This is a genomic window from Rossellomorea sp. DA94, assembly GCF_029834455.1.
GTDB lineage: Bacteria > Bacillota > Bacilli > Bacillales > Bacillaceae_B > Rossellomorea > Rossellomorea vietnamensis.
In genome coordinates this window covers 2,717,158-2,742,973 of sequence record NZ_CP122397.1, presented here as the reverse complement: position 1 = coordinate 2,742,973, position 25,816 = coordinate 2,717,158, and the positions used below count along the sequence as shown (strand labels likewise).

The 25,816-nt window shown below is 43.5% G+C and carries 26 protein-coding genes and 1 other RNA gene; 20 read left to right on the top strand and 7 right to left on the bottom strand.

The window, feature by feature from the left end; all coding sequences use genetic code 11:
- Window positions 1-64 precede the first annotated feature (64 nt).
- Window positions 65-721 carry an endonuclease III gene (nth, locus tag P8596_RS14285; RefSeq protein WP_224519647.1) on the top strand — a complete coding sequence of 219 codons (657 nt, stop codon included), beginning with the start codon at window positions 65-67 and terminating at the stop codon, window positions 719-721.
- Window positions 718-1,221: a YpoC family protein gene (locus tag P8596_RS14280; RefSeq protein WP_279724196.1), complete on the top strand. Its 504-nt coding sequence runs from the start codon at window positions 718-720 to the stop codon at window positions 1,219-1,221. The genes nth and P8596_RS14280 overlap by 4 nt, the downstream gene beginning before the upstream one ends.
- A 45-nt stretch (window positions 1,222-1,266) precedes the next feature.
- On the opposite strand, the gene P8596_RS14275 is transcribed toward P8596_RS14280, so the two are convergent.
- Together P8596_RS14275 and recU are read right to left on the bottom strand one after the other, a co-directional pair.
- The gene (locus P8596_RS14275; protein ID WP_279724195.1) at window positions 1,267-4,011 is read right to left on the bottom strand and encodes a transglycosylase domain-containing protein; all 2,745 of its coding nucleotides are present in this window, start codon (window positions 4,009-4,011) and stop codon (window positions 1,267-1,269) included.
- A 104-nt stretch (window positions 4,012-4,115) separates the two neighbouring features.
- The gene (recU, locus tag P8596_RS14270; RefSeq protein WP_034758455.1) at window positions 4,116-4,724 is read right to left on the bottom strand and encodes a Holliday junction resolvase RecU; all 609 of its coding nucleotides are present in this window, start codon (window positions 4,722-4,724) and stop codon (window positions 4,116-4,118) included.
- Window positions 4,725-4,839: 115 nt separating this feature from the next.
- On the opposite strand from recU, the gene P8596_RS14265 reads away from it, so the two are divergent.
- The 3 genes from P8596_RS14265 to P8596_RS14255 all read left to right on the top strand — a co-directional run bounded on the left by P8596_RS14265 (window position 4,840) and on the right by P8596_RS14255 (window position 7,140).
- Window positions 4,840-5,877: a DUF2515 family protein gene (locus tag P8596_RS14265; protein ID WP_279724194.1), complete on the top strand. Its 1,038-nt coding sequence runs from the start codon at window positions 4,840-4,842 to the stop codon at window positions 5,875-5,877.
- A gap of 581 nt (window positions 5,878-6,458) precedes the next feature.
- Window positions 6,459-6,713, top strand: a complete 255-nt coding sequence (locus P8596_RS14260; protein ID WP_224519651.1) for a hypothetical protein — start codon at window positions 6,459-6,461, stop codon at window positions 6,711-6,713.
- A gap of 70 nt (window positions 6,714-6,783) precedes the next feature.
- A complete protein-coding gene (locus P8596_RS14255; RefSeq protein WP_224519652.1) occupies window positions 6,784-7,140 on the top strand; it encodes a YppE family protein in 357 nt (118 codons plus the stop codon).
- Window positions 7,141-7,167: 27 nt separating this feature from the next.
- Here the strand turns inward: P8596_RS14255 and yppF are convergent, their stop codons facing one another.
- A complete protein-coding gene (yppF, locus tag P8596_RS14250) occupies window positions 7,168-7,350 on the bottom strand; it encodes a YppF family protein (protein ID WP_279724193.1) in 183 nt (60 codons plus the stop codon).
- 209 nt (window positions 7,351-7,559) lie between these two features.
- Between yppF and P8596_RS14245 the strand changes: the two genes are divergently transcribed.
- On the top strand, window positions 7,560-8,057 hold the full coding sequence (locus tag P8596_RS14245) for a YppG family protein (protein WP_224519654.1): 498 nt from the start codon (window positions 7,560-7,562) through the stop codon (window positions 8,055-8,057).
- Between the two features lie 37 nt (window positions 8,058-8,094).
- On the opposite strand, the gene P8596_RS14240 is transcribed toward P8596_RS14245, so the two are convergent.
- The gene (locus P8596_RS14240) at window positions 8,095-8,544 is read right to left on the bottom strand and encodes an Hsp20/alpha crystallin family protein (protein WP_224519655.1); all 450 of its coding nucleotides are present in this window, start codon (window positions 8,542-8,544) and stop codon (window positions 8,095-8,097) included.
- Window positions 8,545-8,755: 211 nt separating this feature from the next.
- Here P8596_RS14240 and P8596_RS14235 point away from each other — a divergent pair, with 211 nt between their 5' ends.
- The 11 genes from P8596_RS14235 (at window position 8,756) to P8596_RS14185 (ending at window position 20,425) form a co-directional block, all read left to right on the top strand.
- A complete protein-coding gene (locus tag P8596_RS14235) occupies window positions 8,756-11,020 on the top strand; it encodes a DEAD/DEAH box helicase (RefSeq protein ID WP_279724192.1) in 2,265 nt (754 codons plus the stop codon).
- A gap of 22 nt (window positions 11,021-11,042) precedes the next feature.
- Window positions 11,043-12,335 carry a ribonuclease H-like domain-containing protein gene (locus tag P8596_RS14230; protein ID WP_279724191.1) on the top strand — a complete coding sequence of 431 codons (1,293 nt, stop codon included), beginning with the start codon at window positions 11,043-11,045 and terminating at the stop codon, window positions 12,333-12,335.
- 309 nt (window positions 12,336-12,644) lie between these two features.
- Window positions 12,645-12,956, top strand: coding sequence for a CotD family spore coat protein (locus tag P8596_RS14225; protein ID WP_079534565.1), 312 nt, complete (start codon window positions 12,645-12,647; stop codon window positions 12,954-12,956).
- Between the two features lie 251 nt (window positions 12,957-13,207).
- Complete coding sequence (locus tag P8596_RS14220; protein WP_224519658.1) at window positions 13,208-13,765, top strand: SLOG family protein; 558 nt, start codon at window positions 13,208-13,210, stop codon at window positions 13,763-13,765.
- Between the two features lie 116 nt (window positions 13,766-13,881).
- Window positions 13,882-14,193, top strand: coding sequence for a cell division regulator GpsB (gene gpsB, locus P8596_RS14215; protein WP_034758475.1), 312 nt, complete (start codon window positions 13,882-13,884; stop codon window positions 14,191-14,193).
- A gap of 60 nt (window positions 14,194-14,253) precedes the next feature.
- Window positions 14,254-14,641: RNase P RNA component class B (gene rnpB, locus P8596_RS14210), an RNA gene on the top strand.
- 134 nt (window positions 14,642-14,775) lie between these two features.
- Window positions 14,776-15,930: a THUMP domain-containing class I SAM-dependent RNA methyltransferase gene (locus tag P8596_RS14205; protein WP_481900298.1), complete on the top strand. Its 1,155-nt coding sequence runs from the start codon at window positions 14,776-14,778 to the stop codon at window positions 15,928-15,930.
- A gap of 97 nt (window positions 15,931-16,027) precedes the next feature.
- Complete coding sequence (locus P8596_RS14200) at window positions 16,028-16,198, top strand: hypothetical protein (RefSeq protein ID WP_156029993.1); 171 nt, start codon at window positions 16,028-16,030, stop codon at window positions 16,196-16,198.
- 190 nt (window positions 16,199-16,388) lie between these two features.
- Window positions 16,389-18,314 (top strand): ATP-dependent DNA helicase, encoded by a 1,926-nt coding sequence (locus tag P8596_RS14195; protein ID WP_279724189.1) that lies wholly within the window; start codon window positions 16,389-16,391, stop codon window positions 18,312-18,314.
- Between the two features lie 110 nt (window positions 18,315-18,424).
- Window positions 18,425-19,939: a carboxypeptidase M32 gene (locus P8596_RS14190; protein ID WP_279724188.1), complete on the top strand. Its 1,515-nt coding sequence runs from the start codon at window positions 18,425-18,427 to the stop codon at window positions 19,937-19,939.
- A gap of 18 nt (window positions 19,940-19,957) precedes the next feature.
- Window positions 19,958-20,425 carry a GyrI-like domain-containing protein gene (locus P8596_RS14185; RefSeq protein WP_229592433.1) on the top strand — a complete coding sequence of 156 codons (468 nt, stop codon included), beginning with the start codon at window positions 19,958-19,960 and terminating at the stop codon, window positions 20,423-20,425.
- Between the two features lie 168 nt (window positions 20,426-20,593).
- Here P8596_RS14185 and P8596_RS14180 read toward each other — a convergent pair whose 3' ends face one another.
- Window positions 20,594-22,240, bottom strand: a complete 1,647-nt coding sequence (locus P8596_RS14180) for a b(o/a)3-type cytochrome-c oxidase subunit 1 (RefSeq protein ID WP_279724187.1) — start codon at window positions 22,238-22,240, stop codon at window positions 20,594-20,596.
- On the bottom strand, window positions 22,241-22,717 hold the full coding sequence (locus tag P8596_RS14175) for a cytochrome c oxidase subunit II (RefSeq protein WP_279724186.1): 477 nt from the start codon (window positions 22,715-22,717) through the stop codon (window positions 22,241-22,243).
- A gap of 371 nt (window positions 22,718-23,088) precedes the next feature.
- On the opposite strand from P8596_RS14175, the gene P8596_RS14165 reads away from it, so the two are divergent.
- A complete protein-coding gene (locus tag P8596_RS14165) occupies window positions 23,089-23,223 on the top strand; it encodes a hypothetical protein (RefSeq protein ID WP_256503891.1) in 135 nt (44 codons plus the stop codon).
- A 55-nt stretch (window positions 23,224-23,278) separates the two neighbouring features.
- A complete protein-coding gene (locus P8596_RS14160) occupies window positions 23,279-24,049 on the top strand; it encodes an SDR family NAD(P)-dependent oxidoreductase (RefSeq protein WP_034758496.1) in 771 nt (256 codons plus the stop codon).
- Window positions 24,050-24,101: 52 nt separating this feature from the next.
- On the opposite strand, the gene P8596_RS14155 is transcribed toward P8596_RS14160, so the two are convergent.
- Entirely contained in the window at window positions 24,102-24,551 is a 450-nt protein-coding gene (locus P8596_RS14155) for a chemotaxis protein CheX (protein WP_279724185.1), read from the bottom strand.
- Between the two features lie 192 nt (window positions 24,552-24,743).
- On the opposite strand from P8596_RS14155, the gene P8596_RS14150 reads away from it, so the two are divergent.
- Window positions 24,744-25,814 (top strand): type III polyketide synthase, encoded by a 1,071-nt coding sequence (locus P8596_RS14150; protein ID WP_224519666.1) that lies wholly within the window; start codon window positions 24,744-24,746, stop codon window positions 25,812-25,814.
- The last annotated feature ends 2 nt before the right edge of the window (window positions 25,815-25,816 follow it).

The following is a 25,816-nucleotide window of genomic DNA, read 5'->3' as shown; positions in this document are numbered from 1 at the left end:
ACATCTTTGGGTTGGTCTCTTTTTTTGATACAATTCATTCCTTGGGTTGGAGGTAGCAGGAAACATGTTAAATAAAAAACAAATACATATTTGTCTCGATGAAATGAGAAAGATGTTCCCCGATGCACATTGTGAACTCCGTCATGACAATCCCTTTGAACTCGTCATAGCAGTCCTTCTATCGGCGCAGTGTACGGATGTCCTGGTGAATAAAGTGACAAAAGGTTTATTTGAGAAATATAAAAAACCTGAGGACTATCTGGAGGTCTCATTGGAGGAAGTTCAACAGGATATACGCTCTATCGGTCTATATCGTAATAAAGCTAAAAATATCCGCAAATTATGTGAAATACTCCTTACTGAGTATGGGGGAGAAGTGCCGAAAAGACATGAGGAATTAGTGAAGCTTCCCGGCGTGGGCAGGAAGACGGCAAACGTCGTGGTTTCCGTTGCCTTTGGAGAACCCGCCTTAGCAGTCGACACCCATGTGGAACGCGTCAGTAAAAGGTTGGGAATCTGCAGGTGGAAAGACAGCGTATTGGAAGTGGAAAAAACATTAATGAAAAAAATCCCGAGAGAAGAATGGTCAGAAACCCATCACCGGTTGATTTTTTTCGGTAGGTATCATTGTAAGGCGCAATCTCCTCAATGTGAGGTTTGTCCCCTGGTAGACCTGTGCAGGGAAGGTCAGAAAAGATTAAAGAAAAAGGGCCGCATATGAGTGATACTGTCTTCCCCATTCCGAAAGAATTGCGAGATCCTTTTTTCTTTGCGGGGGATATTGTAAAGATCGATGAGAATCACGTTAAACCTTGTGAACCATTTTTCGCATATGAACTCCTTTATTACAATGGGAGGGGTGCTGATTCCCCGCCTTGGCTGGTTCAAGGGTCATGGGTTAAAGACATCCTCATGGAGTGGAAAAAAGAAGAGGAGCATCTTAACGTGCTATTCAAAGGCCGCTTAAAAGGCATACCGGAGTCAATGAAAAAAAGTATCGCCAGGTTTTATGTGCTTTTGTATTGGAGCAATAAGCATCCGGTCAGGTTGGAGAATTGGCAGTCATCAATTGAACACTTTTCCTTAAAGCCTGTTAATGTCATTGAACGTTTAACCTTCATCAGAAATAATCCGGCACTCTATCACTCGTTTATTCAGCTGTCCCAGCTTTTTGAAGAACAGCATAAGCAATATGCCAAGTATCAGGCTTTGAATCAATAGGCAAATAAATAAGGCAACGAGAGAAAATCTCTCGTTGCCTTATTTTTATTCTTGATTTCTTCTAGGTTCAGATTGAGTAGCAGGTGTACCATTGCCATCACCTGTTCCGGTCCCGGCCCCGGCCCCGGTATCATCTCCGGTTCCAGTTCCGCCAGTGCCATCACCGGTCGTTCCGCCATCACCGGTTCCAGTGTCACCCGCGCCGCCTGTTCCTCCGTCTCCGGTCCCGTCTCCTTCAGGTGGGGGAGTGGTACCATCCTCGTTACCTGGAGTACCGCCGTCATTGCCGGAGTTATCATCATTTCCGTTTCCTTGACCGTTACCATTGCCATTTCCATTTCCTTGGTCATTTCCGTTTCCTTGACCATTGTCGTTGTTGCCTTCATTGTCATCTTCCGGCTTTCCTTCATCCTTTTTATCCCCTTTAACTTCTACGTTTACGGATGCAGGGTTACTTCGTTGATCACCTGAAATGGCTACAACTTCAAAGGTGAAGGTACCTTCGGACTGAATGTTTTCGACATTTAATCCTTTTTTATCTGTAGTCGTCAAGACTTGTTTCGCTTCACCATTGATGGATACGGAAACTTCGAACTGTACTTCTTTTTCTTTACCGTAATCCCATGCAAGGGTGATGGTTTTATCCTTCTTATTAAATTTCCCTTTCAGTTTGGAAGGGGCATCGATTTTATCGAATTCCTTGGAAACTTTGGAAGGTTCCGTTCCCTTCACGAATAGTTCTGTGATGATTCTGTCATCAGGTGTATATTCGCTTGGCAGTCTCGCAGGATCGCTTCCCATTTCCACTTTCGATTCCACTACGCTGTCAGGCTTTTTGAAGTCAGCTGTATCGACGCCATCATGAACATAGCTCATCAAGTCACTTACGATATATTGAGCGACATGGCGATCAGTAGGGGACAGTGGAATGGATTGAGTCTTGTAACCGGTCCAAACGGCTGCCGTGTAATTGGTCGTGTATCCTACAAACCATGAATCAGGTGCACCTGATTTTGCGATGCCATATTTATCCCGCTCTTCTTGGGAATAGTTGGTCGTACCTGATTTACCTGCCATCGGTAACCCGGGCACTTTAGCGAATTTACCCGTACCTTGCGGGTGATCGATGACGCTTTTCAGCATATCGGAAACCATATAAGCCGTGTATTCTTTCATCGCCGGTTCTGGTTTGTTCTCATTCTTAATTTCTGTTTCTCCATCGCGCAGGACGATTTTCGTTACGGTGTGAGGCTTATTATAAACACCTTCATTACCGAATGCACCATACGCACCGGCCATTTGTACGGAGTTTACACCAGGTGAAACCCCTCCAATGGAAGCTGATTCATAGTAATGGTCGAACTTCAGTCCCAAGCCATTGACGAAATCCGCCGCCTTCTCAGCTCCAACTGCCTGGAAGGCTTTTAAAGCTGTGATATTGCGGGAATCCCACAGTCCTTCACGGATGGTGATCGGTCCTTTGAATTGACCGTCGTAGTTGTTGATTTCTGTACCGTTTGAATATTCATAAGGCTCATCTTTTAAAATATGGTAGGTTGACCATTTTAAATGTTCGATGGCAGGAGCGTAGTCAAGCAATGGCTTGATAGTCGATCCCGGCTGACGTTTGGAGTCAATGGCGTAGTTGAAACCACGCTTGACCTCGGGATCTTGTTCCCTTCCGCCACCAATGGCCCTGATTTCTCCGGTTTTCGTATCCATGAGGGTTACACCGGCCTGCATTGGCTCTTCACCATTTTCAGGATAGCTGAAACTCGTGTTTTCACCTGCCAGGATTTCTTCCAATCGTGTTTGGGCATCCGGGTCGACGGTTGTATAGACTTTTAAGCCATCGGAAAATAGGTTGTAATCTCCCATCTTCTGAACTTCATCTATCACCGCATCGACAAATGCAGGATACTTATCTCCGTTTTTCTTTTCCACATCTTCAGCCGATACCAGTCCTTTTGTAATCGGGACGGCTTGTGCGGCTTTCTTTTCTTTTTCCGTAATTTTACCGTGCTGAGCCATTAATGACAGAACGATATTTCGTCTTTTCTCTGCACTTTCAGGGTGCTTAAGAGGGTTATAATTATTCGGGCTTTGTGGAAGTCCCGCAATCATAGCTGCTTCGTGCAATTTGATATCCTTGATGTCCTTACCGTAATAATGATCTGCAGCTGTCGCCATCCCATTGATTCCGTCGGACATATAGACCTTATTGAAGTACATTTCAAAGATTTCTTCTTTTGTATATTCCTGCTCAAGTTTCAGCGCAAGCCACGCTTCCTGAGCTTTTCTCTTCAAGGTTTTCTCAGGGCTTAAAAAGGAGCCCTTGATGACTTGCTGGGTGATCGTCGAAGCACCTTCTGAACCGAATCCACCGGTCACATTGGCAATGACTGCACCACCTAAACGGATGAGATCGATACCGTTATGTTTGTAGAACCGGTTATCCTCCGTTGCAATGACGGCGTCCTGCATGACCTGAGGAATGTCGTCGAAGTTTGCGTACTCCCGTTTTTCTTTTCCTACAGTCGTGATCAGGTCTCCGTTCATATCATAAATCTCCGATGCGATCGGATCCTTCAGCAACTTTTCGTCAAGCTTTGGTGCGCTTGATGCGTAATAGGCAAATAACCCTGCACCCGCGAGCATCCCGATGATCCCGATAATAAATAATGATATAATGACGCGCTTAACCATAGAGCCTTTTTTCTTGCCCTTAGGGGATTTAGACTTCTGTTGGGCCAGGCGTTTTTCTTCCCTTGACTTATATTGACCAGCCATATTGTTTCCTCACTTTCAGGTCTTCTCTGTTTTTAGTATTGTCTAAGATTAAAAATATACTACTCATAATGAGATAAAATATAGATTAACTCATTTTTCATAAACTAAAAATATAACTGATGGACTATTTTTAAATAATCGACCCTGGGATGGAGTCCCAGGGGAATGGAGAACCCTTTCTCTTCCATTTCCTCCCGCTTGATTGATTTTCTCCCGCCACCTGCCATGCGGTCCCAGTAAACACGCAGTGCCTCGTAGGGGAGGAGGAATACCTCTTCTGAGAGGGAGAACCTTATTAGTACGAAAGTGATACCTTCCTGCTTATGGACGGACTCCATGTGAAGAATCTGGTGTTCATGAAAATTTTGAAGGGGGAAGGACGTCTTATTTTTCGTTTCCTTCGCTTCAAAGTCAATGTATCTTCCTTTGAAGACCCCGTTATAGTCTGTCGTTGACGGCTGTTTAAAGTACGCTTCCTTTATGACGGCGGCACTCCTTGAAGGATAGTGGACATCCACAATTTGAACCGGGGTGGGTTTTTTGTGAATCACCGCTTTTTGAAACGTCAAATAATATTGATTGGTTTCATTGATATCTTCTTCCAGTGTCATCCCTCTATTGCTGTACGATACTTGTTTCGGTTTTGCCTTTGGTTTTTTTGAGGGTAATGTCGCTTCCACATATTTCTTCCCATTGGGATAATGGAATTTCATGGTAATTCACCTCGCAGACTAATCTATATCATAACAGAAACCACTCCATTTTGTGTGAATAATTGTTTACAAATCTCCTCATTCTAGGATTAGATGGGGAGGTGGGATAGGAAGGATGGATAAATTCAGCAATACTTATCGCTTTTTACCCTATTTACCTGAACCTAAACGTACAAAAGAATGGATACACGATGTAAATCATCTGGTGGATGAATACAATCAGGATAATATATCACGCACAAAAGCTTATCAAACATTTTTTCTCCTTCATCCTGAGATCAAATGGTCTTTCCTTGCCTCTATGGTATCAAGGAATGCAGGATGGAATATGACCGATTTAAAGGGGGATATCTTTCCCGACCTCTTGAGTCATAAGACATGCGATCTTCTGTTTATGACATATGAAAGGGCGAATTGGAGCATCTTTCAGGATGCATTCCCTCAACTCCTTCTCTATCATTATTCGACGTTATATAAGAAGAAAATGTTTCATCTCTTTCAAGACTTTCACATTTCGCATTTTATGGAAGAGGAATGGAACCGGTTCTGGGAGGAGAGGGATGAAAGGCGATTGGTCCAGTCACTCATCATAAATGAACAGCATCTTATCCAGGGGCCGGTCATCGAGCATGGGCTGTACAAGAGAAGGGTGTTTGGCACGTCGCTCTTCTTTATAGAAGATCACCTGCATTTCAGTTCCGTCCTTTTCCCGACTTTACATGGAGACCTTTACGGGGCGAGTGTACATGGTTTCAGAAAAGTTGAAAATAGAATCAAGTTGGGTAACCTCTTATTTGAACTATTATTTCATCCTGAATACCATAGTCTTTTTCTTGAATTTGCTTTAAAGGTCGAGCATACAGGTACCAGGACGGATTACGAGAAATACTGCCGTGGAGTACCTGATACGAATACACCTTTTCTTAAAAAGGCATACGGTCCAATAACCCATAATTGGGCTCATCGCAAAGACTGGTCCGTCGACAAAATCATTGAGGGGAACTGGTATGAAAAGCAGGAACTCCCTGGAGACGTCATCATGACAAAGTGGTTTTTCCATAAGCAGCGGCAACTGCAGAAAATGGCAGTCACCAAGAAGTTTTTCAAGGGGATATGGCCTGGTCGAAAGAAAAAGAAGATGCGGACATTTTGAAACTGTCCGCATCTTCTTTTGAAAGTTGAATTGTTTAGCGTAGTCCAGCTCCGGGGCTTAGAGGCTCGAGGTCATAAGTCAAGAACACCAAAAAGGCAAAGGGCGCCTTTCCGGTGTTCTCGCCTTATGCTTGTCGCCTCTGGGCAAAGCCCCTCCGCTTTCTTATTTAGTCCAGCTCCGGCGGCTAGACCCTCGAGGTCATAAGTCAAACCATCCAAAAAGGCAAAATGCGCCTTTCCGGATGGTTCGTCTTATGCTTGTCGGGCCTGATCAAGCCGCCTCCGCTTTCTTAGGTAGAGGGCCTGTTTTCGCCTTCTAGTTTAGGGTTGCCTTTGGATGCTTTGGTTTCGGCTTGTTGCGGCTTGGTTTGTTTGTTTTTTGGATTTTTCATTGAGTAACACCTCCACCCATAGTATTTTGAGTTTTGCTACCTTTTATTCAGGAGGTGTCGAAACATCCTGTAGGAATGTCCTATTTGCACTTTCTTTGGCGAAACGCTTCTAGTTTTGTCAGGGGGGGAGGGAAAGGAAAAAGGACGGAGAATTACTGTATTAATCCAAAAAAAAGGTGGGAGGATTCACATGCTTCCAAAACAAGATATTATGTTAAAGTTAGCTGAAATCGAAGAAAGCCTCAATCAGTTGGAACAGAGCCTGCATGACCGAATCTCAGTCGAAGAGGAAGAAGGACTTGGCACCCTAACCGATCAAATACAGAAAATGGACAGTCAATTAAGTTCATTGGAGAGAAAGACCGGATCTAAAACGGTTCTTTTGAAGAATAGAGAAAAGTCCTATGTCTTACAAAAACTTGAATTATCCTTTAAGACGTCTTAAACTGATTTTATAAGAAAGTAGCATGGTGCTACTTTTATTTTTTGTCTAGATTTTTCATGGAGGGCTTTTTTTGAAAGAATTGATACAAGTGACGGAAGAACTTCTTGTCCTGTCCGAGAAGATGATTAGTGAATATAAAAGCAGGCGCGAGTCAGGTGAAAAAGGGGACTTTTATACTGAAGTGAAGCCGTTTGCGGACGAAGTGAAAGAAAAGAATGACCGATGGAAAGACCTGTCCCTGAATTGGATCAAAGATACGAAGCCGAAGCACATCCATTTACCTCAGATTCTCAATACGTTCGATAATATAGAAATGTTATCAGTCCACTGTTTCTTTCCTGAGTCCAGTTACAACCGGTTCATCAGTCACTTCCAATCTGTTTCGTACGTTCTCGGTACCGAACTCGATGAACTGAAAGGAAAATAAGAGGCTGCCGTATTGGCAGCCTCTTTCTTATGGAGTTGAAATCGCATTTTCTTCTATTGTATTGATCTGCTTCGCTAATCCTTTGTAGTGATAAAAGGAGATTTCATTCGAAATATAAAGTTTTTTGGCCAGTGTAATAAGTTCTTGTTGGTCGGTTGCTTGATACTGTTTACTGCTTTCATATCTTTTCAGCAATTCGTTAAGGTCCATCTTGATTCCTCCCAATACACATATTTCTTATGAATGATCATAGCTCTTTCTATCTTCATCCTATCATAGATTACCCTTTCTTTAAGTTGTAAGAATAGTGTAACTTCCGACATTCTTCTCAGGGTTGTCGAAAAATCTTTATGGGTTCTTTCACCATTTTTCCATTCATACATAAAATATAGTAACCACTAAATGTAGGGGGGCTAAGTATGAATTCTTCACCATATTCGAGACAGATGCAATTTCAGCCATACCCATATCACCATTTACAGCCTCAGAATATGGGTCCGATGGTGAACTATCCGACGCAGGGGATGAGACCGCCGAATTATGGACCTTATCAACCCAATTATTTACCACAGCCGGATGGACCTTATTCAGGACCCTCGAGTCAGATGAATCAATATCAGCAGATGAATCAGCCTCAGCAAATGAATCCATATTTTGAAAATCCTCTTCAGCACAAAGAATATAATCCATATCAAATGAAAGCGATGGAACAGCAGTCCTACGCGAATCCCTACCCGAAAGCATCTTTTATGACGAAACCTTCTTCAGGAGGGGTAAGCGGCATCATGAACTCCTTTAAATCGCAGGACGGATCGCTGGATTTCAACAAAATGATGAATACGACTGGACAGATGATGGGTGCCATCAATCAAGTTTCATCTCTTGTAAAAGGCTTAGGCGGGATATTTAAATTCTAAAGAGAAAGGAGCTGCATTCACGCAGCTCCTTTCTCTTTTATTCAATTTCTATCCGCTTTCCTGATTCCTTTTTTACTTTTACTGATAATAAACCATCTTTATAGGAAGCTTTCACATTCTTTTCGTTAACGGTTCTTGGAAAGGATACGGTCCTGCTGCTTTTTCTCATGGATTGCTTTCTTCTGATTGTCTGGTGTTTTTCATTTTCTTCTGAATATATTTCTTTATGGATCACAGAAATCGTGATGTACTGAGGAAACACATCGAGTTGTATTTGCTCTCGGTTTACACCGGGAAGTTCCGCAGTGACGAGATAATGATCGTCGGCTTCACTCAATTCAACTGGGAACGAGCCAAACGGGTTGGCAGAAGATGTGAAGAATTCATCGATACTTTGTAACATGCCTTTCATCGGTCTTTCATGGAAGAATTCATTCATGGAATGCATCAGGTCACCAAAACCGCCTTTGTTTGAATCCTTGGACATGGGTATGCTCCTTTCACGGGAAACGTATTCATACTAGCCTATGCCACACCAACAAAAATGTGCATTTGTCCTATACAACCAATAAGAAAAAAGATAGAGTGTCTTTTCCCTCGTCGCATTCCCTTTTGGACAAGGATGAATATGGAAAGGTGGTTTTTTTACTTTAGTTTCGAACATAGATTCGGTAAAATGAGTAGGAGAGGTGATAGAGATGTTTAAGAGGAACAACCTTCAGCAGTTGATTGAATATTTTAAGAAAGATCCTGATTTCAATAAACAGATTGTTCATTGGCATACAATTGATGAAAAACCTGCTCAATTGGTAGACTTGCCATTTGAAATAGATGAAAGAATTAAAAAAGCGTTGCACAGGAGAGGGGTGGAACGGCTATATACCCATCAAAGTTCCGCTTTCCAGCTTGCCATGGAAGGGAAAAGTTTCACAGCCGTCACACCAACCGCTTCTGGTAAGACCCTTTGCTACAATCTTCCTGTACTTCAAACCATTCTGGATCAGCCGGATTCCCGTGCATTGTATATCTTCCCTACGAAGGCACTTGCCCAGGACCAGAAGAGTGAGCTGAACGAAATCATCGCAGAGGCCGAGGTTTCCATCAATAGCTATACATACGACGGGGACACAGCTGCAAATATCCGTCAAAAGGTGAGGAAGGCCGGACATATCGTCATTACAAATCCTGATATGCTGCATTCGGCGATCCTTCCTCACCATACGAAATGGGTGTCCCTCTTTGAGAACCTGAAATACGTCATTATCGATGAACTTCATATATATAGAGGGGTGTTTGGGTCCCATGTAAGCAATGTGATCAGAAGACTGAAACGCATTTGTGAGTTTTACGGAGCTTCACCCGTATTCATCTGTACATCCGCAACGATCGCCAATCCTAAAGAACTGGCGGAGCAATTGACAGGAACGGAAATGAATTTAATAGACAATAACGGGGCCCCTAGTGCAAAGAAACATTTCGTTTTCTACAATCCCCCCATCGTCAATAAACCCCTCAATATCCGTCGCAGTGCAACGCTCGAGGTGAGGAGAATCGCTGGCGAGCTATTGAAAAATAAAGTGCAAACCATCATATTCGCGAGAAGTAGAGTGCGGGTGGAGATCATTCTGACCTATTTACAAGAGTTGGTGAAAAGTCAATTAGGTGCGAAATCGATCAGGGGCTACCGGGGAGGGTATCTTCCCACCCAGCGAAGAGAAATTGAAAGAGGCTTGAGGCAGGGTGATATATATGGGGTTGTCAGTACAAATGCCCTTGAACTGGGTGTCGACATCGGCCAATTGCAAGTATGTATCATGACGGGATATCCCGGCACGATCGCAAGTGCCTGGCAGCAGGCAGGAAGGGCGGGGAGAAGACATGGTGAGTCCCTGGTCATCATGGTGGCGAGCTCCAGTCCGCTGGATCAATTCATCATCGAACACCCGGATTATTTCTTTGAGCAGACTCCTGAAACCACGCGGATCAATCCTGATAATTTAATCATTCTCATCGATCATATCAAGTGTGCTGCTTATGAGTTGCCCTTCAGGGAAGGAGAGCAATTTGGCAGTCATGAAATGGAAGATATACTGGAATTTCTCGTAGAAGAGCGGGTCGTTCATAAAAATGGTGACAAGTGGTATTGGATGAACGATGTTTTCCCTGCACATAACATCAGTCTTCGTTCGGCGTCTCAGGAAAATGTCATCATCATCGATCAAACCGATATTTCAGCCGTGAAGGTCATCGGGGAAATGGACCGTTTCTCAGCCATGACTTTACTTCATGATGAAGCGATCTATTTACATCAAGGTGTACAGTTCCAAGTGGAGAAGCTGGACTGGGAGGAAAAGAAGGCATTCGTAAGGGAAGTGGACGTGGATTATTTTACGGACGCCAATCTGGCCGTCCAATTAAGGGTACTCGAAACAGACAAAATGAGAGAGTCAGACATGTTCGATGTGGCATTCGGGGATGTGACAGTTCAAGCGATGGCCACGATTTTCAAAAAAATCAAATTTGATACCCATGAAAATATCGGATCAGGTCCGATTCATCTACCTGAAGAGGAGCTCCATACAAGTTCCAGCTGGATTTCATTAAAAGACGCAGAATCTTTCAGCCAGGAAAGGCTTGAAGAGGGGCTTATCGGGGCTTCCCAAAGCTTGAAATCGATCATCCCATTATTTGTCATGTGCGACCCGAGCGATATTTTTGTGGTTCCACAAATCAAGGCTGCCCATAATGAGCTGCCCACCATCTTTATTTACGACCGGTATCCTGGCGGCATCGGGCTCAGTGAAAAGGTATATGAACAGATAGAGAAGATTCTTGTAGAGACGACTTCCATGATTGAGCGATGCCCATGCCAAAGCGGCTGTCCGTCCTGTATCGGGATGGAGCATTCTATGGATTCGGCGAAACTTGACTCTTTGAAACTTCTTCGTCAATTCCTTCAATGAAAAATGGAAGGAGGAAACCGATATGTCATTGAAAAATAAATTAACAAGAATGAAAAAGCATATTATCCGGGAAGAAGACGGGGAGCCTGCAGGTCGACCTGCAGACCATTCAGCAGATCTCCCCTTTTGGGATCTATGGAAAGAAAATGGAACGACTGCGTATTATATTGATGATGATTATTGCCTGGTAAAGGAAAAGCGTTATCCCATTCATCACCAACATGGGGATTACACCTTTAAGGATTTTATAAAAGCCGTTGATGCATGGCAGGGGTTTACAGGGGACCATCCCCTGTCTTCCAAAGGTCTTAGTCATGAAGATATGTTTTTTTTCGATACGGAAACGACAGGACTTGGCGGAGGGGTGGGAAATACCATCTTCCTTTTGGGACATGGAAGAGTAACGGATAAAGAAGTGATCGTCACGCAGCACTTCCTTCCGCAGCCGGGAAGCGAAATCCCTTTATACCACAGCTTCTTGAGCAATGTGGATTACAATACCCTGGTGACGTACAATGGGAAAGCCTTTGATTGGCCCCAGGTCAAGACAAGGCATACCCTTATTAAGGATCATGTACCGAAACTGCCTGGATTTGGGCATTTTGACCTTTACCACGGTTCCAGAAGACTCTTTAAGCATAAATTGGACTCCGTCAAGCTCATGAACGTTGAAAGGAACATCCTTGGGTTTAACAGGATTGATGATGTGCCCGGATACCTTGCACCCATGATTTATTTCGACTATATCGAGCGTAGAGATCCTGAAGGGATCTTCAAGGTCATGACCCACAACGAGCTGGATATCTTATCCCTCATCACGCTTTATACACATCTGACGTTCCAGCTCTTGAACGTCCATGACAAGGCGACAGGGCATGAACGGTTCGAAGTCGGCAGATGGCTTGAGTATACGGGTAACAGGAAAATAGCCAAGGAACGCTACGAGGAAATCATTAAAGAGAACGGAGAGCCGAACTTTAAGGCAGTACACCAGCTTGCCCTTCAATATAAAAAAGAAAAACGGGAACAAAAGGCTATTGAGTTGTGGGAGGGCATCCATGAAAATGCACCTGTTCCCATACGGAAAGTGGTCCTGTTGGAATTGGCCAAATTGTATGAGCACAAAACAAAGGACCTGCAGCATGCACTGGAGATGTGCAACCGCCTTCTGGCCCTGGCGGAACATACAGGGGAAACAAAGGGGAAGCACCTCAAAATAGTAGGAAATCTGAATCATCGCAAGGTTAGGATCGAGAATAAAATAGACAAAAATATAGGTTTTGTTACCCGAAGGAGCGAAGAGGAAAATTTATAGAGTGAAAGTGGTTCCATCTTCTTATTTTTATATTGAGAATTTTCTAAAGTAGATGTAAAATAATTAATTGTGTTGAAAATTTTTTATGAAAAAAGGAATGATGAAAGTGAACCGTGCCATCTTAATTTTGTTCTTTGTCGTCATTGGTTTAACAGCCTTTGTTTTTACCAATTATTCACAAAGTTTATATAGCTTGATGTAAGTATTCGCAAATAACTCCTAAAAATAGGTATTTGCATTAGTACATGTACCCTCTTCGTTTCATAGGCTATAAGTGTAATCACTAAGAGATGAAAGGAGAGCGTTACGATGTATTGTAGACCAAGACCTAATCAAGTGCTTCCTGCAGTTATGCACCCGACGAAATGTTGTGTGAATCACAACATGACTACCTATGAGGTGCCTCATATTCACCCGACACACACAACCAATGTGAATAATGTCATGTATCAACATAAACATTATTTCCCTCACACTCAATCTCAAGTAGACAGTGTGTCTCACCAGCAGTTTAATTGTGGTGGGGGACCAGGAGGCCCAGGAGGCCCAGTAGGACCGGGAGGCCCGGGATTCGGACCTCGTCCAAGACCGCCATTCGGACCATACGGTATGGGAAGATAATATCATCATGATATCAGAGGGATGCCTCTAAAGACTGCATTCAGTGATACAGTGCCCGGCACTGTATCACTTTCCTAAGGAGGATGCAGTATTTATGGAGGCATCTCTTCTTTTTTATGGCGAGAGATCCCGAGATGGATATTTCCCCGTCTCAGAAATCCGTGAAATATGATACAATAGAGTGAGAAGGTTTGGGGTACGCTAGTAAAGAGAATCGAAGGTGCCCAAAGTTTATTAAAGGGGTTTTCCATGTGGGGAATGTTGCATGCATTACTGGATATAAATCCTTTGAATTAGGAATTTTCAAGCAGGATGACAAAGCGGTTCATTACATAAAACAAGCATTGAAGAAAGAACTGGTATCCCTCCTGGATGAAGGATTAGAATGGGTCCTCATCAGCGGGCAGCTTGGTGTAGAGCTCTGGGGAGCGGAAGTTGTATATGAGCTTCAGGAAGACTACGCTGATCTTAAACTTGCCGTTCTGACCCCTTTTATTTCTCAGGAGGAAAACTGGAACGAACAGAATAAGGAATACTATGAACTGATTCTTTCTCAAGCCGATTTTGTCGAAACCATCTCGAAGGATCCTTATAAGAATCCTCAGCAGTTCCGTAACAAGAATCAATTATTTTTACACAAAAGCCATTCGTGTGTGATTCTATACGATGAGGAAAAAGAAGGCTCGCCTAAATATTTCTATGAAGAAGCGAAAAAAAAGAAACAATCCGACCCATCTTTTGACCTCAGGGCAATCAGCTTCCATGATTTACAGTGGATCGTTGAAGAGGAACAGTGGAAGAGAGACTGATGAATCATGCTTTCACGATTTTTTTAGAGGGGTTGGAATCACGGAAGTATGAAATACAATTGACAAATTGACGGTTATTTGAAAAAATGATAGTGATAAATATAGAGGTGAATAGAATGATCTCAGATAAAGTGAAGTTAACGGCAAAGGATATTCTTGAAAAAGAGTTCAAAAGTGGAATGCGGGGATATAAGCCGGAAGATGTGGATAAATTTTTAGATTTGATTATTAAAGACTATGAAACCTTTCATCAGGAGATAGAAGACTTACAGCAGGAAAACCTGCGATTGAAAAAGCAGGCTGAGGGTGCTTTGAAACAACAGCGTTCAGCGGCTCCGCCTCAACAGACCGGAACCACGAATTTCGATATTTTAAAACGTTTGTCTAATTTAGAGAAACACGTTTTTGGTAACAAATTATACGACTGATATTTCCAGTTGAATTATTGGGGGATTTACCGTATAATTAGGTATTGCTGATCCTTAATGGTGTTTGGGTAATCGCTGCAACGATTCGTTGTAGAGGAAAGTCCATGCTCGCACGGTGCTGAGATGCACGTAGTGTTCGTGCCTAGCCAATTCATAAGCTAGGGCAGTCCAACCCGGGCTGACGGCAGGGAAAACACCTACGTCCTTTACGGAGGATATGGTGTGACTACTTTGAAAGTGCCACAGTGACGAAGTCCTGTTAGAAATGGCAGGAGTGGAACGAGGTAAACCCCACGAGCGAGAAACCCAAATTTGGTAGGGGAATCCTCTCAAAGGAATTGAACGAAGAGAGGGACAAAGGAATTTCCTTTGTAGATAGATGATTACCACCCGAGTACGAGACGAACAGTCGCCTGCAGTACAACGGAACAAAACATGGCTTACAGAACACTATTACGGGATAAGAGCAATATGGATTAAATAATGCAAGTGACTGATACATGCAGGTAATACACTGCTCTTTTGTATCAGTCCTTTTTATTTTACAGGAAACCGGACCATACTAGTGGTAGTGGCATATTAATGAACGGGGTGACAAAGTTGAGTACATATACGTTGATCGCAACGGCAGCGATGGGCTTAGAATCCATTGTTGCCAAAGAAGTGAAGGAATTGGGATATGAATGTCAGGTCGAAAATGGAAAGGTCATCTTCAAGGGAGATGAAACGGCCATTGCACGGGCCAATATGTGGTTGAGAACCGCTGATAGAATCAAAATCCTTGTCGGTGAGTTCAAGGCTTATTCCTTTGACGAACTATTTGAAAATACAAAGAAGCTTCCGTGGGAGAACTTTCTCCCTGTAGATGCAGAGTTCCCGGTGCAGGGGAAATCCGTTAAATCAAAACTTTACAGTGTCCCGGATTGTCAGGCCATCGTGAAAAAAGCGATAGTGGAACGGCTGCGAACGGCCTACAAGCGATCGTCATGGCTGGACGAAACCGGTCCTCTATTCAAGATTGAAGTGGCCATCCACAAAGACGTGGCAAGCATCACCCTGGATACAAGTGGTCAAGGTCTCCATAAACGGGGTTATAGAATCGGACAAGGTGAAGCGCCTTTAAAGGAAACGCTGGCAGCTGCCCTTATTCAATTAACGACCTGGAATCCAGATCGTCCTTTCGTGGATCCATTCTGCGGTTCAGGGACCATTGCCATCGAAGCTGCGCTGATCGGACAAAATATCGCTCCCGGCTTCAATCGTGAATTTCTGTCAGAAAAGTGGCCGTTGATGCCTGCCGATGTGTGGGAGAAAACGCGTCTGGAAGCCGAGGATTTGGCAAACTATGATCAGCCCCTTGAAATACTGGGTACCGACATCGATCATCGAATGATTGAAGTTTCCAAAGAGAATGCCCTGGAAGCAGGACTTGGGGACCTGGTGAAATTCAAGCAAATGCAAGTGCGTGATTTCACTTCGGAATTAGAATACGGCATCATCGTCGGAAACCCTCCATATGGTGAACGTCTGGGTGAACGGAAAGAAGTAGAGAAAATGTATCAAGAAATGGGAAGGGCCTTTGAAAAATTGGATACATGGTCTGTTTACATGCTGACGTCCCATGAAAATTTTGAACAATGCTACGGGAAACAAGCTACAAAAAAACGGAAATTGTTCAATGGATTTATAAGGACAGACTATTATCAATTTTTCGGGCCGCGCCCCCCAAGAAAGTGATCTGATTCGTATTGTTGGAAAAAGATGATGAAGTTGAGAATAACCCTTTCATTTCCTGCGTATAATAGTTCTATCATTTTTAGAGGAGTGAAAGAGGATGGACCATTCTTTCATCGATTTCCACAAAATCTATCAAGCCTTACAAAGCTCTATTTCTTCCATTTCAGGTGAAGAAGCGGAGGCCGTACATCTTGACCTTCATGAAGCATCCAAAAACCTGGATCAGGCATTTCAGTATGAATTATTAAAAAAGAGAATATACGACTGAGTGCACTCTCTCCGAAGCTAGAGACATCCATACAACTGGTAGACTCACCCTTTGTATGGAGAGTCTCTTTTCTTTTTGGGTAGAATGTACTTCTTATTATAGAAAGTCCTTAGATAAAATATCGGTTACACCTTTTCAATAAGAATGAATTCTAGTAAATTAGAAATATTGTGTCATGCAGGAGGTTCATATGAGAAGAAAATTACCATTCGAATTAACCAAGGAGCAATCCTTTTATGAAGCATTATCCGATTGGGTCGGGGATGTTTTTTATGATATATTGCCAGAGAAAGGATTTGACCTGCGGGATGAACAGGTTTTCATGGCCTTTCAACTAAATCAGGCATACAAGAATAAGCAGGTCATGTTTGCAGAAGCAGGTGTTGGAACAGGGAAAACCCTTGTGTATCTGTTATATGCCCTTTCCTATGCAAGGTATACGGGAAAGCCTGCCATCATTGCTTGTGCGGATGAAACCCTCATCGAGCAGATCGTCAAAAAAGAAGGGGATATAGAGAAGCTTGAGAATGCACTGGATCTTGATATAGATGTCCGTCTGGCCAAATCGAGGGAGCAATATCTTTGTATCAAGAAGTTAGAAGAGAATGCTTCTCAAAAGGATGTCTATCAGGAGATGTGGGAAGAATTGCCGGGCTTCGTCCATGACAATTCCTCTATGAGAAGCTTCACTCATTACGGGGATCGTAAAGAATATGCCGGCTTGTCAGATGAAGAGTGGAGTTCTGTAGGCTGGGATTCCCTTCAGGACTGCATGTCCTGTGCCTATCGTCATCGCTGTGGACTTACGCTTCATCGTGAGCATTATCGGAATGCGTCTGACTTGATCATTTGTTCCCATGATTTTTATATGGAACATATCTGGACGAAAGACAGCAGAAAGCGGGAAGGTCAGCTGCCGCTCCTTCCGGAAGCAAGCTCAGTGGTCTTTGACGAAGGGCATCTGTTGGAATTTGCTTCACAGAAAGCGATGACCTACCGGATGAGGATGGAGACTCTTGAGGGACTGTTAGAAAAGCTGTCTTCATCTGATATGAGGGAGGAGACTCTTTATATCATTGAAGATATCATGCTCGACAATGAAAAGTGGTTCGGGCTTCTGGAGAAAGAATCCAAAGGGGAAACTGGATCCGACAGGCAGTATATCACGCGTTCAGAGGCGATTTTGCAGCAGGCCAGGTCTCTTACGGAAAAAATCGAGAACCTCTTGAATGAGCTTGTTTTTGAAAGCGAAATGTATGTGATGGATGATTACCTGTTAAAAGTAGTGGAAGAATATCTGGAACAGATTCAGTATTCTTTGAAACTGTTCTTAGATGATGAAAAAGGAATCTACTGGCTGGAAACATCAGAGGAAGAACACACCTTTGTGGTGATGCCGAGATTAGTCGAAGAAATTCTAAAAGAACAGGTTTTCAGTCAAAACATCCCATTTATCTTTTCTTCAGCCACCCTTTCCTATAATGGGGACTTTTCTTATGTGTCCCGATCACTGGGGATTGAGACATATGAAAAATTCTCAGTGGAATCCCCTTATGAATATGAGGAGATGATGAGGGCACATATTCCTTCATTGGATTCCGGTGTCGATTCGAAAAATCAATATGTTTGGGAAAAATTACAGAGTAATCAAGGGAAATCATTGATTCTTTTTACATCCAAGGATGAGATGAACGCCTTTAGGGACTATCAGATTCAGCAGCCGGATCAAAACTGGAGTGTCATCTATGAAGGTGACCGTGAAATCAGTGATACGGTGGAACAGTTCCAGCAGGAAACGTCTACGGTCCTATGTTCCTATCACCTATGGGAAGGATTGGACGTGCCGGGGGATTCCCTTTCACAAGTGATCATTTACTCACTTCCTTTCCCGCCAAAAGACCCCGTCTTTGATGCGAAACGAAAGCATGCCACTCATTCCGTGGAAGAGGTGGATCTTCCTTACATGATGCTTCGTCTGAGACAGGGAATCGGACGTCTGATTCGGACAAGTGATGACAAGGGGAGTGTTCACGTTCTGTTGAATGATGATGAAACCACATATAGAGAATTGGCAGAGTCCGTCCTTCCCGTTGGAATCGAAATGTTAAACGCATAATAGAGTGAACCGAAACCGCCTGAATAGGCGGTTTTTTAAATTGTTCTGGACCCAAGTTGCCAGAAAAATATGATAAAATAGATTGAATGTTAAAAAAGGGGGCTTTTTGAATGAAAGAATCTATACTAGAGACAAAAGATCAATTTCACGAATATGCAAAAAAAATGTCGGCCTACAACGAAGCACTTGGGTTGATGTTCTGGGATTTGCGTACAGGCGCACCGAAAAATGGGGCGGAACAACGGTCAGAAGTGATTGGGATGCTTTCATCGGAGTTGTTCGAGATGTCCACTTCCAATGAAATGGCCGCTTACTTAGCGAAACTATCTCCAGTGATGGATCAACTGGATCCCATGACACAAAAACTGATAGAAGAGTGTCAAAAAGAGTACGATCGAAATAAAAAGATTCCCGCCTCTGAATACAGAGAATACGTGGTATTGCAGTCGAAAGCGGAAGGGAAATGGGAAGAAGCGAAAGAAAAAGCGGATTTCGATATGTTCAAGCCTTATTTAGAAAAGCTTGTGGCTTTCACAAAACGCTTCATTGATTATTGGGGATACGAAGATAATAAATACAATACATTACTGGATATGTATGAGCCGGGTGTGACGGTAGAAGTATTGGATAAGGTGTTTGGAGATCTTCGTGATCAGATTGTCCCACTCGTACATAAGATTTCAAAATCGGAACATAAGCCAAAAACCGATTTCCTTTTTGAACACTTTCCAAAGGAACGTCAAAAGGATTTCAGTTTGAAAATTCTTGAACAAATGGGGTATGATTTCAATTCAGGAAGACTGGATGAAACGGTCCATCCGTTCGCGATTGGTTTGAACCCTGGTGATGTAAGGGTAACAACTAAATATGACGAAAAGGATTGGAGGACAGCCGTCTTCGGAACAATCCACGAAGGTGGACATGCCCTGTATGAACAGAACATTTCAAAGGATTTAATGGGCACACCCCTTTGTACAGGAACATCCATGGGTATCCATGAGTCTCAATCCCTGTTTTATGAAAATTTTGTTGGCAGGGACCATTCTTTCTGGAAGCAAAATTATGAGTTATTGAAGGATCATTCGACTGGACAGTTTGATTCTGTTGAATTGGACGATTTCTACAGAGCGATCAATGAATCGAAGCCTTCGTTGATCCGGATCGAAGCAGATGAATTAACATATGCCCTCCATATCATCATCCGCTATGAAATTGAAAAAGGATTGTTCAATGATGAGATTGAAGTGAAGGATCTTCCTGAAATCTGGAATCAGAAGTATGAAGAGTACTTAGGTATCCGTCCTTCCCATAATGGAGAAGGTGTCCTCCAGGATGTTCATTGGGCAGGTGGAAGCTTTGGTTATTTTCCGTCATACGCGCTTGGGTATATGTATGCTGCTCAGTTAAAGCGTGCAATGGTAGAAGATATTCCCCATTATGAAGAGCTCCTGGAAAAAGGGGATCTTGCTCCCGTGAGAGAATGGTTGACCGAGCATGTTCATCAATGGGGCAAGATGAAAAAACCGCTTGAAATCATCAGGGAAGTGACTGGAGAAGGGCTCAATGCCCAATACTTGGCCGATTATTTAACGGAGAAGTATTCAAAGGTATATTCCTTAAATTAACTATTGGAGGCAAGAATCATGGAAATTAATGTAGCATCACTAGAGGATAAATTGCTTGTTGGAATAGGCTGGACAGGTCCATATGGAAGAGGGTCCGAGATCCCGAGACTATTCACGAAGTTTCAACAGATGATCCCATCCATTCACTATATAAATGGAGATGAATGCATATACGCACCATTCCATGATAGGGCAACTGATTTTACGTATTATTGTACCGTTGAAGTTGATCGTGTGGAGAAGCTGCCACCTGGGTTGGTGGAACTGTCACTTCCTGCAGGTGAATATGCACATGCCCTTTATGAAGGACTGTCGACGGAAGTGGAACAAGCCTATTTCGCCATCTTTAATTGGATTAAAGAGAATGGGTATGAAAAAGACTACTCCAGACTGAGTGTCGAGAAGTACCTATCCCAGGACCGTGAAATCAACGAAACGGAAGATAAAAGGAAATTAGAGCTGTTTGTCCCAATTAAACTGAAATAAAAAGGAGGCTGCTTCATTTGAAGCAGCCTTTTCTTATACTGATTGTCCAGCTCCAGGGGCTTGGGGCTCGAGGTCATAAGATGAGTCACCCAAAAAGGCAAAGAGCGCCTTTCCGGGTGACTCATCTTATGCTTGTCGCCCCAGAGCGAGCCCCTTCCGCTTTTCTTGTCACCACATTTTATAACCTTTAGATGCGGGTGGGGCGTTTTGGATCATGTCGATGAATGGGACGGTGTAGGCGACGAGGATGAGAGCGGCCAGGATGGTTAACCAGATCCGCCAGTTCTCGAGCGCCATCGGTGTCCTTTCTGCTGTATCAGCCGTTTCACCGACAGGGAATTCCTCCTCTCCCTTGGGAGCGAAGAATGCCAGGTTGATAAAGATGTATAGAACGAGAATGATACCCATGAAAAGGATCGTGCCCCCGATCGCCTGTGCTATTTGGTAGGGGATCCAATCCATTGCCTGAGGTGCATCCCCATAAGTGGAATATGAAGACCTTCTTGGTGCACCCAGTAATCCAACTGCATGCATGGCGCCAGACATGATGCTCATTCCGACGGCCCATACAATAGCCTGCACGATGGCCAATTTGTTCATTGCTTTCGTTAGGACGCGTCCCGTCAGATGAGGGACTAGCCAATAAGCAATTCCAAAGAAGGTCAAGACGACAGATGTGGCCAGTGTTAAATGAAAGTGACCGGTGACCCAAATCGTATTATGGACCACCTGATTCATTTGATTGGATGCATTGATCAATCCGCCTGCTCCTGCAGGGATGAAAGCAACCATTCCGATGAACGGCACTGTAAAACGGGCGTCACCCCATGGAAGCTTCTTGAACCATCCGAATAATCCCGTAGCTCCTTTGCTTCTCCCGTACATTTCAAATGTTGCGAACAAAGAAAATGCTGTCATCAGGGAAGGGATGACGACCATGAACGTCAGGGTCACCTGCAGGAACTTCCAATAAGCATCAATGCCAGGCTCCACTAGTTGATGGTGAAATCCGACCGGTATCGAGAATAGAAGAAAAAGGATAAAGGAAAGACGTGCCAAAGAATCTGAAAAGATTTTTCCTCCGATGATTTTCGGAATGATCACATACCATGCCATATAAGCGGGCAGCAGCCAGAAATAGACGAGTGGGTGACCGAAATACCAGAACAAGGTACGGCTGACAAGGACGTCGACCCTGTCCACCAGACCAAGGGACCATGGAAGGAGCTGAAATAATACAGTCCCCGCAACCCCGATGGTGGCAACAATCCATAAGACGGTGTTGATGATGCTCATGAAAGTCAGTAAAGGACTCGGTTGTCCAGGATGTTCTTTTCTCCAGCTAATATATTTCATGATCATCCCTGCGCCGCCAAACCAGCTGCCCACCACTACGAAGGTCAATCCTAAATAAAAGATCCAATGTGCCTGGAGGGGAGCATAAAATGTATAAAGGACCGTAGCTTCATTTAATAAAATCATGACTGCTGCCATGATCGTTCCAAGGAGCATGACCCAGAATCCCAGCCACCCTATGAAGCGGGATTTCCCAGAATAAGTTCCTGACGTGCGGGAAATGGCCGCATGCTGGAATCCGAGAATAAAGAATGTCGTCAGTACCAATCCGAGTAATACCCCGTGAACAGTCAATACTTGATAATACCCGATACCTGCAGGCAAAGTGAATCTGCCTGAACGGACCAAAACCTGTAACAGGCCGGCGAGTCCACCTAATGCCAGAGCAGCAAACCCTACGTAAATGTGAGCCATGGCCAGTGTAGCATCCTTTTTATCAATTTTTACAAATGGTTTCATCTACTCCACCACCCTTAACATAGATTTCATCGTGTGATGACCGACACCACAGTATTCATTACAAACAATGAGAAATTCTCCAGCCTTGTCGAGTGTGGTTGTATATTCACTGACATATCCAGGTTCAAGCATCATGTTGATATTGGTTCCTGCCACTTCAAACCCATGCACAACATCCTTTGTTGTAGCCGTGATTTTCAGAGTCGATCCTTTAGGGATTTCAATTTCCCCGGGGGTATAGAGAAAAGCGGAGGCCACAAATACCAATTCATAATCCCAAGCCTTTCCTTCCACTTTTTTAAGTCCGGGTTCGTTAAACGGAGCGATTTTGTCCACCTGCTCCGGATTGACGTATGCCTTTGCGCTTGGAGGCTGATGCCCCTGATGAAAAGCACTGATACCCAATATGATTAAAAATAAGATAAGAGACCCTGTTCCCAGTGTTAACCACCATTTCTCATAGCGATGCATATGCATATAAATCACTCCTTAAATTAAAAACGATTCAGAAACAGCAAGAATACCCCAAGCCATGTGAGGATTAAAAACCCTCCCAAAAATAATACCGAAGTAAATGTACCTTTTAATGAGGTGGGTTCCTTGACTTTGACTTCCGTTTTTTGATGTAATTCCGGTTTTCCCATTCCACTCATTCCTTCCATTCATTATTCACTGAATTGATAGTTCAATCATAAGCGGGTACACCTCTTTGAATCTGTGATAAATGTCACACCTAAAGGGATGGTTTGTGAAAAAAGTGTGAAATGATTAAAAATAGGCACTCGGATGTGTTCATTCTCGTGAACTCTTGCATAAGGTGTAGGAATGAAGAGGAAGGTGATGATCAAATGGAAAAATATTATTGTAAACAATGCTGTCAAATCTTCTCTGATAAGATGATGTGCCCTCAATGCCGGATGCCGGTGGAAGCGAAGATACACATCGAGGTCCATCATCAGCAAGTGAAAAAAGATCACCGATGAGGCTTACTGTGCTAAAATAAAGAAGATTCGAATAACAGATAAGGCGGTGGAGAATTTGTTTGTTCCTTCATTTTCATTGAAAGGTAAATTGGCCGTTGTCACAGGTGCAGGCCGGGGAATTGGACGTGCCCTCAGTATTGGATTAGCGGAGTCAGGATCCGATGTAGTCCTGTTGTCCAGAACCAGGGATGATTTGGAAGAAACAGCTGGTGTAATCGAGAAGCTGGGGAGGAAGGCTCATATCCTCCCGACAGATGTGACATCACGTGATGAAATAAACAAGGTGATCACCTACATAGAAGACCATGGCTTGTCCATCGATATCCTGATCAATAATGCAGGGATGAATATACGTTCGGAAGCGCTTTCGGTAACGGATGATGAATGGCAGAAAATCATGGATACGAACTTGAAATCAGCCTTTATGATGAGCCAGGAAGTAGGAAGGCATATGAAAGAGAGGGGCCGGGGGAAAATCATAAACATTGCCTCCGTCGCAGGCCACGTTGCCCTCAGAACCGGGGTCGTATATGCTTCCACGAAAGCAGCCATGATTCAAATGACGAAGGTATTAGCCATGGAATGGGGAAAACACAATATCAATGTTAACAGTATCGGTCCATGGTATTTCAAGACACCTTTAACAAAGGAACTTCTGCAAAATGAAGAGTATGTAAACGATATACTGGCAGTGACTCCTTTGAAAAGGATCGGTGAGCTCGAGGAATTGGTAGGCCCGGCGGTATTCCTTTCATCGGATGCCTCAAACTATATTACCGGACAAACCCTCTTTGTAGACGGAGGAATGACGATCAACGGTTTTTGATTCCAGGATAAAAGGCTGACCTTTCGCTGAAGGTCAGCCTTTTATCTATTTTCTATTCAATCATCAGTATCACTAAAAAATCACCAACATTTTCAATGGAAATCGGTAGTTTTAAGGCTTTGTCGAAACCATACATCTTCGATTGCCCCACAATCACGGTCGGTGGTGTGATGTCGAGTGAATGACCGGCCTGTGCAAGGAGAGTAGCTAGATTCCCTGCAATCATATTCCCGAGCTCACCCGCGAATGACTCAAGCATTTCACCTTCAAGGGGCATTCCAAACATGGATGCTCCCAAACCTTGAAAGCTCTCTTCTTCTCCATCAATGATCATTCTTCCTCTTACGTCACCCGTGAACCCGATGAGTACACCGATCTTATGCTGACTGAAGGGCTCTGTCAGCAATGAAAGTTTTAAAACAGTAACACTCAAAGGGATGACTCCTTTAATCGCTTCTACTGAACTATTAAGTATATCGGTGACACTTTTAGTTAAAATCATGTCGTATCCTCCAGTATTTTGTCACTATAATCATACCATACGGACTAGGATTAAAGGATGATATTTTCGTCCTCTTTTCATACTAAAGAACTATTTATAGAGAGGTGTTTAAAACAAAAATAACACTTCATACATGATTTTTGCCTTGGTGGAAAAGCTATCCTTATATGGAAGTGTAAGGAGTGGTCGTGCATGCCGAAAATACTCTCAGTGGAAACTGAGGTTCCGCCAGTTAAAATCACGCAAAATGAAGCCGCTGAATTTGCAAAGCAATTGTTTTCTTCAAGTTTTAAAGATATAGGACGTCTCATAAATGTGTTTCAAAACGGGGAAATAGCAAGCCGTTATTTCGTAAAGGACCTGGAGTGGTTTTCCAAGGAGCATACCTTTCAGGAAAAGAACGATGAATTCATCCACCATGCCGTAGAATTGGGGAGTAAAGTGGTCCATAAGAGCCTTTCACGTCATAGGCTCTCAATGGGAGATATCGATGCCATCATCACCATATCAACATCAGGTCTATCAACCCCGAGTCTGGAAGCCCGGATCATGAACAGGCTCCCATTTTCTCCCCATATTAAACGAATTCCGATATGGGGTTTGGGATGTGCAGGGGGGGCGTCGGGGTTATCAAGGGCGTATGAGTATTGCTTAGCCTTTCCAAAGGCAAATGTTCTTGTTCTTTCGATCGAACTTTGCTCATTGACCTTTCAACACGGAGATCGATCAAAGAGCAATTTGATCGGGACGTCCCTTTTCGCTGATGGTGTGGCATGTGCCCTTGTCTGCGGGGATGACAGCCCGGCAATAGAAGGCGTCCGGCATCCTTTGCCAACGATCTTTGCCACTCAGTCGACGCTGCTCCAGGATTCATTGGATGTCATGGGATGGGAAGTGAAGGAAAATGGATTATATGTTGTATTTTCGAAGGACATTCCCACATTGGTGAAAAATTGGCTGCGTCCGAATGTAGAGGGATTCATTGAAGCGAACGGGATCGGACTCCGGGACATTAAGCATTTTGTGGCCCACCCAGGTGGAAAGAAAGTGATTGAGGCTTACATGGATGCTTTAGGAATGGATGAAAGGATGACAACTGAATCAATGAGGGTATTGAAGGAATATGGCAACATGTCCTCTGTCACGATTCTTTATGTCCTCAAGGAATTTATGGAAAAAGGCTGTGAACGGGGAGATATTGGTCTTGGCACTGCTTTGGGACCTGGGTTCAGTTCGGAGCTTTTGTTGATGAGGTGGGAATGATG

Bases quoted from the DNA above. Each gene is read 5' to 3' on its own strand.
- P8596_RS14275 (WP_279724195.1), bottom strand. From the start codon at position 4,011: ATGGCTGGTCAATATAAGTCAAGGGAAGAAAAACGCCTGGCCCAACAG.
- P8596_RS14200 (WP_156029993.1), top strand. From the start codon at position 16,028: ATGGACCATTCTTTCATCGATTTCCACAAAATCTATCAAGCCTTACAA.
- P8596_RS14165 (WP_256503891.1), top strand. From the start codon at position 23,089: ATGGAAAAATATTATTGTAAACAATGCTGTCAAATCTTCTCTGATAAG.
- P8596_RS14155 (WP_279724185.1), bottom strand. From the start codon at position 24,551: ATGATTTTAACTAAAAGTGTCACCGATATACTTAATAGTTCAGTAGAA.
- P8596_RS14185 (WP_229592433.1), top strand. From the start codon at position 19,958: ATGGAAATTAATGTAGCATCACTAGAGGATAAATTGCTTGTTGGAATA.
- P8596_RS14260 (WP_224519651.1), top strand. From the start codon at position 6,459: ATGCTTCCAAAACAAGATATTATGTTAAAGTTAGCTGAAATCGAAGAA.
- P8596_RS14150 (WP_224519666.1), top strand. From the start codon at position 24,744: ATGCCGAAAATACTCTCAGTGGAAACTGAGGTTCCGCCAGTTAAAATC.
- P8596_RS14225 (WP_079534565.1), top strand. From the start codon at position 12,645: ATGTATTGTAGACCAAGACCTAATCAAGTGCTTCCTGCAGTTATGCAC.
- nth (WP_224519647.1), top strand. From the start codon at position 65: ATGTTAAATAAAAAACAAATACATATTTGTCTCGATGAAATGAGAAAG.
- P8596_RS14175 (WP_279724186.1), bottom strand. From the start codon at position 22,717: ATGCATATGCATCGCTATGAGAAATGGTGGTTAACACTGGGAACAGGG.
- P8596_RS14280 (WP_279724196.1), top strand. From the start codon at position 718: ATGAGTGATACTGTCTTCCCCATTCCGAAAGAATTGCGAGATCCTTTT.
- yppF (WP_279724193.1), bottom strand. From the start codon at position 7,350: ATGGACCTTAACGAATTGCTGAAAAGATATGAAAGCAGTAAACAGTAT.
- P8596_RS14205 (WP_481900298.1), top strand. From the start codon at position 14,776: ATGAACGGGGTGACAAAGTTGAGTACATATACGTTGATCGCAACGGCA.
- gpsB (WP_034758475.1), top strand. From the start codon at position 13,882: ATGATCTCAGATAAAGTGAAGTTAACGGCAAAGGATATTCTTGAAAAA.
- P8596_RS14195 (WP_279724189.1), top strand. From the start codon at position 16,389: ATGAGAAGAAAATTACCATTCGAATTAACCAAGGAGCAATCCTTTTAT.
- P8596_RS14230 (WP_279724191.1), top strand. From the start codon at position 11,043: ATGTCATTGAAAAATAAATTAACAAGAATGAAAAAGCATATTATCCGG.
- P8596_RS14180 (WP_279724187.1), bottom strand. From the start codon at position 22,240: ATGAAACCATTTGTAAAAATTGATAAAAAGGATGCTACACTGGCCATG.
- P8596_RS14240 (WP_224519655.1), bottom strand. From the start codon at position 8,544: ATGTCCAAGGATTCAAACAAAGGCGGTTTTGGTGACCTGATGCATTCC.
- P8596_RS14235 (WP_279724192.1), top strand. From the start codon at position 8,756: ATGTTTAAGAGGAACAACCTTCAGCAGTTGATTGAATATTTTAAGAAA.
- P8596_RS14265 (WP_279724194.1), top strand. From the start codon at position 4,840: ATGGATAAATTCAGCAATACTTATCGCTTTTTACCCTATTTACCTGAA.
- P8596_RS14245 (WP_224519654.1), top strand. From the start codon at position 7,560: ATGAATTCTTCACCATATTCGAGACAGATGCAATTTCAGCCATACCCA.
- P8596_RS14190 (WP_279724188.1), top strand. From the start codon at position 18,425: ATGAAAGAATCTATACTAGAGACAAAAGATCAATTTCACGAATATGCA.
- recU (WP_034758455.1), bottom strand. From the start codon at position 4,724: ATGAAATTCCATTATCCCAATGGGAAGAAATATGTGGAAGCGACATTA.